This window comes from Bacillus cereus group sp. BfR-BA-01523 (assembly GCF_022662615.1).
Taxonomy (GTDB): Bacteria; Bacillota; Bacilli; order Bacillales; family Bacillaceae_G; genus Bacillus_A; species Bacillus_A mycoides.
The window spans coordinates 80514-94218 of sequence record NZ_JAKUDX010000002.1; the positions used below are offsets into that span (position 1 = coordinate 80514).

Below are 13705 nucleotides of genomic sequence, written 5' to 3' on the forward strand. Positions count from 1 at the left end.
ATAAATGGAATCAGTATTATTTAATAAATTAAATTATACGTTACAGGTCGGGAAAATTCGTATGTTTATACCGGATTTTAGTTCAAAAGAATATATCATTTTTGAGGATTTAGCCGGGCTTTTAGATTTAGAGACAAATTATGATGCAATGGTTTTTATACGAAATCAAGTTAAAGAAGCGGGAATAAAAGGTAAAGTCCGTTTTGATTCAGAGAGCGATTGTGTAGAGATATATTCAGCAAATGGAAAGACAATGTTACAAGTTGCGATTTTGGTGAATAAACTTATAGACGAAGAATTTACATTTGAGAATAAAAGAGAGTATGAACAGTTCATTGAATCTTGGAAACGACCTAAAAAGCAAAAATGGAAAGTTGGGGATGTATTTTCTATCTCTTTACCAAATGAAACATATTTTTTCGGACAAATTGTTGAATTGATGGAAGACGTGTTTCCTTTATGTGTTATATTCGATTTGCATTTGAAAACAGTGCCTACTAAAGAGGATATCGATAATGCTAACATTTTAACAGCATTGATGCTTAATGGAATGGTATTTGACGATTATACTCTTAAGGTTATTTTTGATATGGAAATAATGGGAGAAATAAATGAAAACACTAGGAGAAATCCAGTTCGAAATGTGACTTGGTCTACTTCTCATTTAATAGATTTCTGCATGGAATACAAGGTAGAAAAGAAACAAAAGTTTGTAGAAGAGATATCCGCTAATAGAGATTTTGTAATTGAGTATAACTGAGGATAGCAACTTTTATCCGTACTATAAAGTGATTTAAGGGAGAGTTATAAATGACAGAAACAGTTCATGAAAGACAAGAACGAGAAAATCAGGATATAGAAACACTAGCAGCTTTGAAGGATGCAGGATCTAATTTAACGAAAGTACACTATCTAGAACATTACTTTTTAGTAGGTACAATAGAGATTGCCGAGAAAATTGCAGATGTACTACATGTAAAAGGTTATGATATTTATGAACCGTCTGAACAAAGATCAGAAGATGGGTTAAGTTACTATTTATTTATAGTCGGGAAAAATTGTATACCGACAAAAGAAAATGTTTGGGAAGAAACAAAGCAAATGGCTGAGTTAGCGATTTTATATAGTGGAACATGTGAGAGTTATGATGGATGGGAAACACAGGTTGTAGAGTAATAATAAAGAAGGACTATTCTAAATTAAATTTTAGATAGTCTTTTTTTATTGTAAAAATAGGTACTGAATTAATAATAACCACAAATGTTGTAGAACGCACAAAAACAAACATAGGACAAGGCAGACCGCGTCACAAGCGAAACAGATAGCCGAGGCGGAAAAATTGACTGGGCATATCATGACAAAGCAAACAGTAAGACAGAAAAGCTAAAAGAACAAACCGTAACGCAAGGTGGATACACAAATAAAGTATCGTATGACTACAACACGTTAGATCAAAATATACGTGTGACAGATGGTTCTCAAACGTATCGATTTGATTACGACGATCAAGGAAATGTTCGTACGTATACAGCTGGAAATGGTTCAGGTTCTACCTTCAACTATGACCACGCAAATAAACTTAAAGATTTAGTAGTAGGTACGTCAAACAGTATTCTAATTTCTGAACGATATGAATATGACCATCGGGTAACCGTACGAAAATTAAACATGAAGGTGCGGGCGGAAAAGTAACAGAAACAAACTTTGTATATGACCTGATTAACCAACTATTAAACGAGGCATTACCAAACGGAACAAGTAAATCTTACACATATGATGGATTTGGAAACCGTACGAGTGTGAAAGTTGTAGAGAACGGAAAAGAAACAAAGTCTATAGCGACAACATTCAATGAAGGAAATCAACTTGTAAAATTCGGAAATAAATAGTTAACGTATGATGTGAATGGAAATCGTACATCGGATGGAAAGTATAAGTATACCTGGAACGAAAGTGACCAAATTGTTGCGATCACGAAACAAGGTGAAAATAATGTAAATGGAAAAGTAACACGCTACTTCTATGATGGAGATAGCATTAACCCGTTGTACGAGACGGACGGTAGTGAAAATGTACTTTGTCAATATGTATACTCTACAAGTGGCGTACGTCTAGCAATGAAATCGCAAGGACAAACAGTATACTACCACTATATAACCCTCGTGGTGATGTAGTCGCGATGACAGATCAAAATAGAGAAGTTGTCGCAACGTATGAATATGATTCGTGGGGTAACGTATTAAAGAGTGATACGAAAGGTATCGCAGCAGACAATCCGTTTGGATATGCGGGATACATGTATGATAAAGAGATTGGCATGTATTATCTGATTGCGCGTTATTATAATCCAGAGCATGGTGTGTTCTTATCAGTGGATCCTGATCCGGGTGATGAGGATGATCCAGTTACAATGAATGGGTATACGTATGGTGATAATAATCCAGTAATGTTGATAGATCCAGATGGTAATATACCTGTTGCTCCACTTGTAATAGCGGGTGCAAGGATGGCTGCCCCTCATGTAGCACGTTATGCAGCAAAACAAGCAGCAAGAAAAGCGAAAAAAAGAGCAGGAGCAAGGGCTGAGGAACTTGCAAAATCGGCATTAAAGAAAAAGGGATATGATGTATTAGGAAGTCAAGTTAGTTATTCATTTTCGTGATTATAGTAGGGTTAATTGTTGATATCTGGTTTCTCTGGCTGGAAAAACATTAAACTCTAGATTTTCTATTAATCACAAATATTAGTAGCCCCTATAAGGAAACATTCGACGTTTTTATGATTAGACACAAACTTCGAATGTAACTTATAGGGGTTTTTATTTACAGGTTTTATAATGCTGGAAAGTCCATATCGAATTTTAGCCGGTTTGAGATAGTGCCTGCGAGTGATGATGGTGCACTGTAACCTTGAGCAGTAGCAATAGAATTAGCCTTTGGTAGCAAAAAATCCACAGAGTTTAGTCAACTTACCTTTTTAAAGAGTGTATCAAAGAATTATTTATTTTTATAAATTAAATGATTAAGAATTATTATTTGGATGATGAAAAAGAAGTATTATTATAAAATGCTAGAGAGGCGCTTTTTATTAATTTAATTTATTTGAGTTCAATTATATTATGTGAAATAGGAGTGAGAATTTTGTTCCAAACAATAATTTACGATAAAGCTAAATATCATTATGAAGGAGATTTCCCACAAGAATTACCGATGGAGCAAGCATTTGTACATACTGATCCTATTAGTTCCGATAAGGTATATCCATCAACTTTATTAATTTGAAGGGATGTGGGGAAATACTCCACATCCTTTTTTAGTGTGTTTCCTTATCGATAGATCCGGATACAGACCATGAAGATAATTCTGTTACATAAAATGGATATACGTATGCGAATAATAATCCAACGATGTTGATAGGTCCGGATCGGAATCGTGGAGTTAAATGACTTTTACAATTAATAAAACAAGAACGCAGAAAAAATCAAAAAGCTAAACCAAAGTCAAAAGATGAAGTACATAAAAGTTTACATGATACAAAAGCATCTGCGGTAGGGTATTCTTTAAGAGGTAAAAAACGCAAGCAGTATTAAAATATGGTGAGACAACATAAGGAACTAAATGATATGCACAAAAACTGTATAAGCAGCATAACGCTTATATGAAATTCGAAGCAAAGGGGACAAAAAAGAAATGCATCAATGGCAACATCAAAAGATATTAGCATATAAAAAGAAAAATAATGAAAGCGTCCTCCGCTAAATAAAAGCGATTATTGAAAAGGGTGAGTGATTATGAGGTTTTTTTTAAGTGGTGAATTAGAAGGCGACATTGCTGAGGAATTTATAAATATAATTTCAGAAATCGGTAGTGAACTTGAAGAATTAAACAGTAATAATTATGGTAACGAAGTAGAAGAAATAGCTATAATCCCTATAGTAGTTAACATAACTCCGGAATATGAAGATGCGGGTTTTCATAAAGAAAGAAAGCTCTTTAAAAGGAAGAGTAAAGAAGCAGATTTTAGATTAAGGATTGATTATGAAACATTTTTGTTGGCAGATGATTCAGGGAGAAAAATATTAATAATCAAAAACATTATTCAATCTATTAGGATATTGGGTAAAAGGGCAAAGTCTGATTTTAATGCACTGAGGTTAGAACAAGATATTTTACAAATTTTTGATATCAAAGGGGTGATATAGTAGGGCATTTTACAGATGAATAATGGAGGCGACACAGACATTTATTGGTGTTTATGTTAAAAAAGAGACAATATAAAGTGGTAACGGTGTTAGTAGTGAGTCTAATATATATATTCATAGCAACCTTTACTCCATATAGGTTGTTCTTTAGTACTAACATTAATGTATTAATAATGATTTCTTTGATGGTTAGTGGAATAATGGATATTTTAGATGAAAGGTTAACTTTGAATATAAAAGAGGGATATTAATGTTAAACGAGATCCTTCAAAGCTCATAATAGAAGGGAATCAACTTTATATACCTTGGGTGCATTGTATCATACAGGATAACTGTATTGTTGTGGATTCTAAATCTCGAAAGTTACAGTTTGAAATTATATGTCCAACATATTTAAGATTAAGGAAGTTTGACGCTTATTTTTTATGTTTAGAATAAATGAGAGGGTTTTGATCTATATGAAAGATATTATATGTAAAGAGTTAATAAGTTTTAAGTCTATAGTTGAAGCCTATCAATTTAAAAAAATGAGTTTGGATTATAAACAAAATGTGATTTTACTAGTACAAGATAATACGAATCAACCTTGTATTATTTATTTGGATAAAAATAATGTGAATATAAGTAAATTCAATTTAAACGTAGATATCGATGTTGAATCTGTGCGATGTATTCAACGAATCGGAGAGAAATGGTTACTTATATTTAATTATGAAGATGATAACGCAGTTATTTATAATCCGGACGGAAGTGAATATGTTAAGTTTTATGCCGGAGAAGGGATCCGAGATTGTCAGGTTGATGCGAATGAAGATATATGGGTTAGTTATTGTGATGAAGGAATTTTCGGAGAGTGCCCAATTGGAGTAAATGGTATAGTTGCTTTTGACTCTACAGGTCACTTGATTTTTAATAATTATGATCAATACGTAGAAAGGTTTAATGTACCTCCTATAGATGATTGTTATGCAATGAACATTATAGATGGAGACGTTTGGCTCTATTATTATTCAGAATTTCCTTTAGTTCAAATGAAAGATAAAAAATTTCATATGTCGTGGAATGAAATCAATTTAACTAGGGAAATATGGTCGAAAAGTTTTGCGGTTGCTCAAGATAAAGTAGTATTCATTACTCAAGATAAAAAGTTGGTTGTTTATGATTTAAACAATAATCATGTGTATGATAGTAATCTTTGTAATGAACTAGGAGAGCCAGTTCAATTTGTTAATTATTATAGCCGCGGATCTGTTATGTATTTTCAGACGGATGATACGCTGTATTATGTTGAGTTACTGAATGTATGAGGTGATAAATGTGAATGAGCGTTTAAAGAAAATTGCAACGTTAAGAGAAAAGGTAGAGGGAAAAGCTATTAGATAAAAGTTTTTAATGTTATGTCCGTCCATAAAAGAATTTGAGATTATTAGCGGGAAGAAAATTGCTTCATTAGTAGACCTTTTAATTAATGAGAAACCTAATCCAATCAAAGTTATTAGTGAATTAAACGCTGAACAAGTTGTCAATGAAATACAAGAATTTGAACGTGAGTTAGATAATTTATTATCTAATTTTAAGGGTGATAAGATGAATAATAATGATATGAATTATATATGTTTAATTTGTGGTTTTAACGAATTATTAGATCCCCCATATGATGAAGATGATGATCCATCATATGAGATTTGTTCATGTTGCGGCTTTCAATTTGGTTATGATGATTATGATCAAGGATATACGTTTATTGAGTATAGAAAAAAATGGTTGGAAAAAGGTGCAATTTGGTTTAATAGTGCAGAAAAACCAGCTAGATGGTCATTAGAAAAACAACTAAAAAATATCGATTAATTTCGTGAAACAAAGGGTTAAATAAAGCAGTCTTATTCCAGTCCATTTGGAATGCTTACTATTTCCGTTAAACGTGCATAACAAGATATAATAGAAGAAATCAATAAGGAGGCTAGCAGTGAAAAATTTTCGTTATCTCAATATATTCACTATTTTAATTGTATACACACTACTTATGTTTTACATCGGCTGGAACGGATGGGTTTGGCTTCATGCGGTGTTCGGCTGGGAATCTTGGGGATATTACGCTTTCGTAGTCGGATTTATTTCATATGCGTACATTCTCGTACAAGTGTTTAAATTCCTTCCTTTCCTGCGAACGGTCGGTTCAATTTGGTTTGCGGTAATACAATACGCGCTTATGTTATTGCCGTTAGCCGATATTGCAGTCTTCCTACTGCAGTTTTCAGTGGAGAAAGAGACGGCAATTATTTGGACAGGAACGGTCGTTTTACTCGTGTTCATCTTTATCTTTGCGTATGGAGTATTTAATGCGTATAGCCCGGTTGTAAGAAAGTATGATGTACATATACCGAAAAAGGTAGAAGGTCGTAAAAGTTTACGCATTGCGATGGCTTCTGATATGCATTTCGGTAAACTGTCTGGTGTATCTCATTTAAAGAGACTTGTCCATCATGTAAATGAAATGAAACCAGATATTATTTTACTGCCTGGTGATATTATAGATGATCATCCAGGTGTGTTCATTCAAAAAAATATGGGTCCAATCATGAAACAGATGAAAGCTCCATTAGGCGTATATGGTGTGTTAGGAAACCATGAATATTACGGCCGAGCTGTTCCTGAGTTTTTACAAGAGATGGATAAGATTGATATTCGTATTCTTTTAGATGAAGTCATTACAATTGAAGATCATTTTTATCTCGTTGGAAGAAGGGATAAAACAGAGCGTGATCGTCAAAGCTTTGAAAATCTAATGAGTACGATAGATAAATCGCTTCCTGTTATCGCAATGGATCACCAGCCATTTGAATTAAAGCAGGCAGCGGATGCCGGCGTCGATTTACTATTATCCGGTCACACGCACCGCGGACAAATGGCGCCGAATCATATTGTGACGAGAAGAATGTACGAGCTAGACTGGGGATATGTACAAAAAGGTGCATTCCACGCTATTGTTTCTTCTGGTTTCGGATTTTGGGGACCGCCGCTAAGACTTGGAAGCAGGTCAGAGATTGTGCAGGTGGAGGTTACGTTTGAATAGGTATGTGAAATAGAGAGCTGATGGCTCTCTATTTTTAAATTTAAAGGTACAAAATTTTCGTGTGAACTTCTTTATTTACTCTCTGAAAAAAGAGATACTATAAGAAGACTCTGCTTGAAAAAGGGGGATTACAAGTGATCATATCAGATGTACTATACGGAGAATTTGAAGTAGATAAAGTGTTAGAAGAATTAATCTTGAGTAAGTCCGTGCAAAGACTAAAAGGTATTCATCAAAATGGCGCAAGCTACTTAATAAATGAGAACTGGAATGTAACGCGCTTCGATCATTCAGTTGGTGTTATGTTGTTAATTAAAAAACTAGGTGGTTCAGTAGAAGAACAAATTGCAGGTTTACTGCACGACGTATCACATACTGCTTTTTCTCATGTGATTGATTATGTTTTTGATAATAGAAATGAAAGTTATCATGAAGAGATATTTAGTTCTGTTGTGAAAAACTCAGAAATTCCAGCGATCCTTGTGAAGCATGATTATAACTATGAAGATATTTTGTTAGATGATTCGAATTGGACGTTATTGGAAAGGTCAGCACCAGAATTATGCGCAGATCGAGTGGATTATACGTTACGAGATATGTATACATATGGATATACATCTTTAGAAGAAGTTCACAGTTTTTTAGAGGATCTCATCGCAGTAAACGGGAAAATGGTCCTTCAAAGTATCGAAATGGCAGAGTGGTTTACAGAAACGTATTACAAAGAAGTAATTGATTTCTTTATGAAACCAATGAATATTTATGGAAATGATATGTTAGCTAAAACTTTAAAGTTGGCTCTTTATAAAAAGGTCATTCATGCCGATGACTTTCTTCTTGAAGATCATGAGCTTATTACGAAATTGCAGCTATGTAACGATCCGGAAGTGGAAGTTTTATTAAGCAAAGTTCATCCAAATGTAAAAGTAAAAGAAGATAGAAACGATTATGATCTATATCAGAAAAATAAAGTGCGTCTTATTGATCCACCGTTACTTCATGAAGTGGAAGTTGTTCAGGCGTCTGTCGTATCAGAAAAAATAAGGCAGATGAGTGATATTGCTTATGAAAAAGCTGTGAGGGGGATGTATGTGAAAGTGATTTCGAATTAAAAAAGAAGTAGCGCACCGTTTCTAATGCGCTACTTCTTTTTATTAATTATCAAACCAATTCCAAACCTCAATATCTCCAAGAGTCGCATAACGTATGTGAGGCGAGTTTTGTAATTTTAATAATTCTTTTGACGGTCCAGTAATGACAATGCCGTATACTTTTACGCCGTTATCTTTTACATATTTATAACGTTTATCTAATTTTAGTTCTTTCTCAGGCAGGGCAGCTATTTTACTTACCGTTTCTGTATGTGTAGAAAGAATACGCATCATTTCGATTATGTTATCTTCTGGCGTTTTCTTCTTGTCTGCGTCACTATCTAGGAATCTTATATGTTCTGGAAATCCTATAGCTTCTCCGCCATGTAGGATATAGTCTTCTACATCTGTTCTTTCTTGTCCGGTATCTAAAGCGTACCATACAGGAGTTGGAGGGAGTTCTTGTGCTCCAAATACGTTATATAAAAGTGGTTCTAATTCTTTTAAAGTGTAAGATTTGTCAAAAGAAATTGCTACTTCTGCAACCGTTCCATCATGTACTTTTGCAAGTGTATCCCATACTTTTTTGGAAGATTCCTTTAAATAATCGCCTTGCTCTGTTTTTGGATGAACGAAGAAGAGTTTTGGCTGATAGAATGGATTCATCCAAGTTTGGTCCATGACATCTACAGATGATAAGAAGCTTTTTGTTTTTACTGTACCAAGTGGCATTTCTTTTTTACCGACCGTTTTCACTAAATCAAAGTGGCTATTTGTACGGAAAAAAGCTTCTACACTTGTTCCGCCCCCCATAACGCGGCTATTTGGCATAGTTGCTTCAAGTACAAGAGAAGGGACCTCTCTAATTTCTTCTAGCCTTTTATCATTATTAGCTTGAAAATAAAAGGCAGATAATACTCCGCCGATCATATATATAATGATGCAAATTGATAGTATAAAACCAAACATCTGCAAACGATGTTTCCATTTAATCCTCCAAAAAGGAACTTTAAGATCTTTTGGCGGTAATTTTTTCTTTACGGGTTCACTCTTCGCAAGCAATTCATCTAAATGAGCTCCACATTCTGCACAAGTTTCTATATGACTTTCTAACTGTTCTTGTTCGTCATGTGTGAGCGTTCCTTTTTCGTATTTCGTCCACAGTTTTTTAAACTCTGCACAACCCATCTGTATCACTCCTTTATGCTTTTCGTTTCTTTTCGTCCTCGGTGTAATTCAATTTTTACTTTTGCTAACGAGAGACCAGTCATTTCTGCTATTTCCTTATAAGAGAATCCGTAGTAATCTCGTAGTAGTAACACATTTCGTCTTTTATACTTTGTAACCAACTAGCAATCTCATGTTTTACGAAATAAGAGTGTTCTGTACTTGGCACGTTTGGTAAATGGAATTCTTCAATTTGCGTTGTTTTATACTTCTTTTCTTTTCGGTACCAATCGATAAAGGCGTTGTAGGCGATTGTAAATAACCACGGCCTAATTTCTTCTCCTTTATAATAGTCAATATGGACGAGCATTCGGTAAAATGTTTCTTGCATGAGATCTTCAGCACTATGAGAATCTCCAGTTAGGGAGAGAAGATAGCGAAATAAATCTTGCATATGCTCGGAGTAAATTTCTTCTAATGATTGTTTGCGTTTCACTACATTTCCCTCCCTTCATACATAACAACGAAATACATATAAAAAAGTTACAATTTTTACGAAATTATAGTAAAAAACGTCAAGAATTGGATAGGATTCTCTTTTATCATAATACATATAAGGCGGGTGAACAGAGATGGAAAGCTATGAAACACAAATTCAAAGGTCAATTGATTATATTGAGGAAGATGTAATGGAAAAACAAACGCTGCGTAATTTAGCACGTGTTGCAGGTTTTTCTGAGTCGCATTTTCATCGTGTATTCCAGGCGTTAGTAGGCGATACAGTAATGGAGTATGTTCGAAAGAGGAGGTTAGCCCGGGCAGCTTATCAACTTTCTCATACGGATGAAAAAGTTATTGATATCGCATTTGAGCATGGCTTTCAATCTCACGAAACGTTCACGAGAGCCTTTAAAAAATTATTTCAAATGACACCAAGTGAATATCGAAAACAAGAAATTGAAACACCAATGTATTATAGAGTGAATGTAAAACAAAGAAAATTAAATCCATATTTAGGGGGCATACAAATGGAATATCGTATTGTAAATAAACCAGAATTTTTAATGGCGGGTTATGAGCTGAAGACGACAAGTAAAGAAGGAAAAAACCACCAAGACATTCCAGCATTTTGGCAAGAATATTTACAAAAAGATCTTGGAACGACGATTCCGAATCGTAAAGATACGAGCCAATGGGTAGAACTTGGATTATGTACTGATTTTAATTTAGAAACAGGGGACTTCACTTATATTATCGGAATGGAAGTTACAGGCTTTGAAAATGTACCAAATGCAGTTGCAAAGCGTACATTCCCATCCGCAACGTATGCAGTATTTACAACGCCGAAAGTTCCTCATGAAGAAATGGTATCGTCTATTCACCAAACGTGGAATGCAGTATTCTCAGAATGGTTCCCGCATTCAGGATATGAACATTGCGGAGTTACAGAGTTTGAACAGTACGATGAGCGTTGCCATGCAGATAAGAGTGAGTTTGCTCAAGTTGAGCTTTGGATACCGGTGAAGAAGAAATAATAGAAAGAAAGGCCGTTCAAAAGGTATTTTTGGACGGTCTTCTTTTATTAATAGGTTGCTACTATTGTTGTATTTTATAGTTAAGTCGATATAATTTCATTTACTAGCGCGCTGTTCCGAAAAGAGAAAGGTGCTTTATAAAAGCACCTTTTCCTACGAACTAAATGGAAACACAAGTATAATCGTCGTTCCTTTTCCAACTTCACTATCAATGAAAATCGTTCCGTTATGGGCATGAACGAGCTGTTTTGTAATGGCGAGACCAAGTCCAGTTCCGATGTTGCTTTCTTCTGTATTCGTTCCTCTGTAATATCGCTCGAATAGAAGTTCTTTCGTTTTATCATCCATACCTTTTCCATTATCTGAAATAGATAGTGTAAATGAATTTGCATTTTGCGAAAGTTTTACGATTACGTTTGTCGTTTCATTATTATGTTTTACAGCGTTTGCGAGTAAGTTTTCGATAATACGTTGGAACCATTTTTCTTCAATAAAATATTGGATTTTGCTTGAACTTGGCACGAATTCAATGTTTTGATTTTGTAGTGTCGGGTTATTAATAAATTGTAATAGTACTTTTCGGACGAACTGATTAATTTCAACATTTACGTGTTGCGCAGGCAGAGTATCATTTTTTAATTGATATGTTAAGCTTAAGTCGTCAATTAATGTAGTCATATATTGAGATTTTTCTTTCATTACATGGCCAAATTGTTGAATGTCTTGATCCGTCCAATTATATTGCTTCGATTCTAGTAATAATGCATAACCGTATATAGAGCTAAGCGGTGTTTTTAGATCATGCGTTAGGCCGGTAATCCACTCTTCACGTGTTTGTTGCAGTACTTTTCTCATTGCATCGTTCTTTTTCAAAGTAATAGAAAGGTGCTCTAGTGAGTTTGTAACATCTTTAAATATGCGGAACGACCATTTTTCTTTACCGGAGCGCCGAAACCGAACAGGTTTGCCTTTTTTACTAACAGGTTCTTCATATTTTCCTCCGGCTATGTTTTTAAGCCAGCGCATCGTGTGTAATAAAGGCTTTCCAAACTTATTTCCATACCAAATTGAAAGAATGACTAAATAAGCAAACACAATAAGGAGGATTAAGCTGCATCCGATTAGAAGTTTCTTGGTAAATATATCATCTAATTCATCATCTGGATAATAATGAGCGTTTGGGGCGGATACAACGACGAGATGACCGCTATTTGAATCGTAAAAACTAGATGTATTTTCTTTATAATTCCATGGTTCTTTTTCATTAAGAGCTGTTTTTATAGCCGAAAATGTTTTTTTCTTCCCAGTTGGATAGGAAAAAACTTCTTCGCCATTGTTATTAAATATTTGCAGCGTTGCTTTTTCTTTAGAAAGTAATTGTTTTTCTTGTTCAGTTAATGCAAATTCATTTAATGATAAAGAAGGGTGTCCTTGTTGTATCGTTTTTAGTAATGCATTACTTTTTAGTTTGGCACCGTAAATAACGATCACTGGTTTCTTTTCTAATTTAATTTCCCAATAGTTAAATTTATAAATATTGTTGTTACTATTCTGTAAATACGTAAGTAAGGATGTCTTTGTGTAAGAGGTCGGAACATCGTTAGGCGTATTAAAGTTGTAAAGGACCTTTCCATCTTCATCTACAATTTGAAGCCAATCACTCTTTTCTGTTATTAAATCTTTTACCTCAGATTTTAAAGTAATGTTATTGTCTTCAGAAGAAATATATTCGGAGATTGTAAAGGTATCATAATCAGAAATATTAGGTTCATATAAAGTACTATTAAGAAGAAAAATTAAATAAGAAAAAGAAGCAATTACTGCGATAAGTAACGTAACTAAGACAAAAACGTGTTGTAAAATAAACTGGATTATAAGTCGTTTATTAAAATTCATATCTTTAACCTACTTTGTAATGAACTTATAGCCAAGTCCACGAACTGTTTTTATGTATTCTGGTTTACTTGGATCTTGTTCAATTTTTTCACGTAGTTTTCGAATGTGAACCATAACAGTATTATCATCTCCATTATAGGCAGGTGCTCCCCAAACTTTTTCATATAATTCTTCCTTCGAAAATACGTAGTTCGGATTCTCACAAAAGAATAGTAGTAGTTGAAAGAGTTGAGCGGAACATTCGACAACGTTTCCATCTACTGTTAGTTCCGCAGAATGTTGATCAATTTCAAATCTCCCAAAAGAAAAGGAGTATATTCTTTGTTCTTGTATGTTTTGTTTCATATGTCTTCGGAGTTGAGCTTTCATACGAGCGACTACTTCTAGTGGATTAAATGGTTTCGTAATGTAATCATCTGCACCGTATGAAAATCCGGAAATTTTATCTACATCAGATGTTTTTGCTGTTAGGAAGAAGATAGGGCAATCCGTTTTTTGGCGAATGATTGGACAAATGTCAAAACCGGATTGTCCAGGAAGCATTACATCTAAAATAATTAAATCGTAATTGTTTTGCTCGGTGAGAGATAAGGCTATTTCCGCAGATGTTGCAGTTGTAATATGAGAAAAACCTTCTTTTTCAAGAATGGTAGTTAGTAATTGTAAAATTGCTGTTTCATCATCAATGAGTAGAATATTTGCGTGATACATATGAATCCCTCCTAATTTCCTCGAATATCAT

Annotated in this window: 10 protein-coding genes and 4 pseudogenes; 10 read left to right on the top strand and 4 right to left on the bottom strand. The window is 34.2% G+C overall.

Annotated elements, in window-relative coordinates; translation table 11 throughout:
* Positions 1 to 4 precede the first annotated feature (4 nt).
* The 9 genes and pseudogenes from MR066_RS04770 to MR066_RS04810 all read left to right on the top strand — a co-directional run bounded on the left by MR066_RS04770 (position 5) and on the right by MR066_RS04810 (position 8386).
* Positions 5 to 760, top strand: a complete 756-nt coding sequence (locus tag MR066_RS04770) for an Imm26 family immunity protein (RefSeq protein ID WP_242246142.1) — start codon at positions 5 to 7, stop codon at positions 758 to 760.
* 50 nt (positions 761 to 810) lie between these two features.
* Entirely contained in the window at positions 811 to 1176 is a 366-nt protein-coding gene (locus MR066_RS04775) for a ribonuclease E inhibitor RraB (RefSeq protein ID WP_242246143.1), read from the top strand.
* A gap of 114 nt (positions 1177 to 1290) precedes the next feature.
* Positions 1291 to 2473, top strand: a pseudogene (locus MR066_RS04780) (RHS repeat domain-containing protein); the annotation flags it as partial.
* A 667-nt stretch (positions 2474 to 3140) separates the two neighbouring features.
* A pseudogene (locus MR066_RS04785) lies at positions 3141 to 3233 on the top strand (DUF7832 domain-containing protein); the annotation flags it as partial.
* A 557-nt stretch (positions 3234 to 3790) separates the two neighbouring features.
* Positions 3791 to 4201, top strand: a complete 411-nt coding sequence (locus tag MR066_RS04790; RefSeq protein ID WP_242246144.1) for an Imm44 family immunity protein — start codon at positions 3791 to 3793, stop codon at positions 4199 to 4201.
* Positions 4202 to 4659: 458 nt separating this feature from the next.
* Complete coding sequence (locus tag MR066_RS04795; RefSeq protein WP_242246145.1) at positions 4660 to 5508, top strand: hypothetical protein; 849 nt, start codon at positions 4660 to 4662, stop codon at positions 5506 to 5508.
* Positions 5509 to 5518: 10 nt separating this feature from the next.
* Positions 5519 to 5770: pseudogene (locus tag MR066_RS27280) on the top strand (hypothetical protein); the annotation flags it as partial.
* 397 nt (positions 5771 to 6167) lie between these two features.
* Positions 6168 to 7274 carry a metallophosphoesterase gene (locus MR066_RS04805; RefSeq protein ID WP_242246146.1) on the top strand — a complete coding sequence of 369 codons (1107 nt, stop codon included), beginning with the start codon at positions 6168 to 6170 and terminating at the stop codon, positions 7272 to 7274.
* Positions 7275 to 7408: 134 nt separating this feature from the next.
* Complete coding sequence (locus MR066_RS04810) at positions 7409 to 8386, top strand: HD domain-containing protein (RefSeq protein WP_242246147.1); 978 nt, start codon at positions 7409 to 7411, stop codon at positions 8384 to 8386.
* Positions 8387 to 8428: 42 nt separating this feature from the next.
* Here the strand turns inward: MR066_RS04810 and MR066_RS04815 are convergent, their stop codons facing one another.
* Together MR066_RS04815 and MR066_RS04820 are read right to left on the bottom strand one after the other, a co-directional pair.
* Positions 8429 to 9553, bottom strand: a complete 1125-nt coding sequence (locus MR066_RS04815) for an anti-sigma factor (protein ID WP_242246148.1) — start codon at positions 9551 to 9553, stop codon at positions 8429 to 8431.
* A gap of 5 nt (positions 9554 to 9558) precedes the next feature.
* Positions 9559 to 10028: pseudogene (locus MR066_RS04820) on the bottom strand (RNA polymerase sigma factor).
* A gap of 136 nt (positions 10029 to 10164) precedes the next feature.
* Here MR066_RS04820 and MR066_RS04825 point away from each other — a divergent pair.
* Positions 10165 to 11067, top strand: coding sequence for an AraC family transcriptional regulator (locus MR066_RS04825; protein WP_242246149.1), 903 nt, complete (start codon positions 10165 to 10167; stop codon positions 11065 to 11067).
* A gap of 153 nt (positions 11068 to 11220) precedes the next feature.
* Here MR066_RS04825 and MR066_RS04830 read toward each other — a convergent pair whose 3' ends face one another.
* Positions 11221 to 12963 (bottom strand): ATP-binding response regulator, encoded by a 1743-nt coding sequence (locus MR066_RS04830; protein WP_078204873.1) that lies wholly within the window; start codon positions 12961 to 12963, stop codon positions 11221 to 11223.
* Positions 12964 to 12972: 9 nt separating this feature from the next.
* On the bottom strand, positions 12973 to 13674 hold the full coding sequence (locus MR066_RS04835; protein WP_002064182.1) for a response regulator transcription factor: 702 nt from the start codon (positions 13672 to 13674) through the stop codon (positions 12973 to 12975).
* Between the last annotated feature and the right edge of the window lie 31 nt (positions 13675 to 13705).

Coding starts and splice junctions, on each gene's coding strand:
- MR066_RS04770 (WP_242246142.1), top strand. CDS start 5: ATGGAATCAGTATTATTTAATAAATTAAATTATACGTTACAGGTCGGG.
- MR066_RS04775 (WP_242246143.1), top strand. CDS start 811: ATGACAGAAACAGTTCATGAAAGACAAGAACGAGAAAATCAGGATATA.
- MR066_RS04790 (WP_242246144.1), top strand. CDS start 3,791: ATGAGGTTTTTTTTAAGTGGTGAATTAGAAGGCGACATTGCTGAGGAA.
- MR066_RS04795 (WP_242246145.1), top strand. CDS start 4,660: ATGAAAGATATTATATGTAAAGAGTTAATAAGTTTTAAGTCTATAGTT.
- MR066_RS04815 (WP_242246148.1), bottom strand. CDS start 9,553: ATGGGTTGTGCAGAGTTTAAAAAACTGTGGACGAAATACGAAAAAGGA.
- MR066_RS04825 (WP_242246149.1), top strand. CDS start 10,165: ATGGAAAGCTATGAAACACAAATTCAAAGGTCAATTGATTATATTGAG.
- MR066_RS04830 (WP_078204873.1), bottom strand. CDS start 12,963: ATGAATTTTAATAAACGACTTATAATCCAGTTTATTTTACAACACGTT.
- MR066_RS04835 (WP_002064182.1), bottom strand. CDS start 13,674: ATGTATCACGCAAATATTCTACTCATTGATGATGAAACAGCAATTTTA.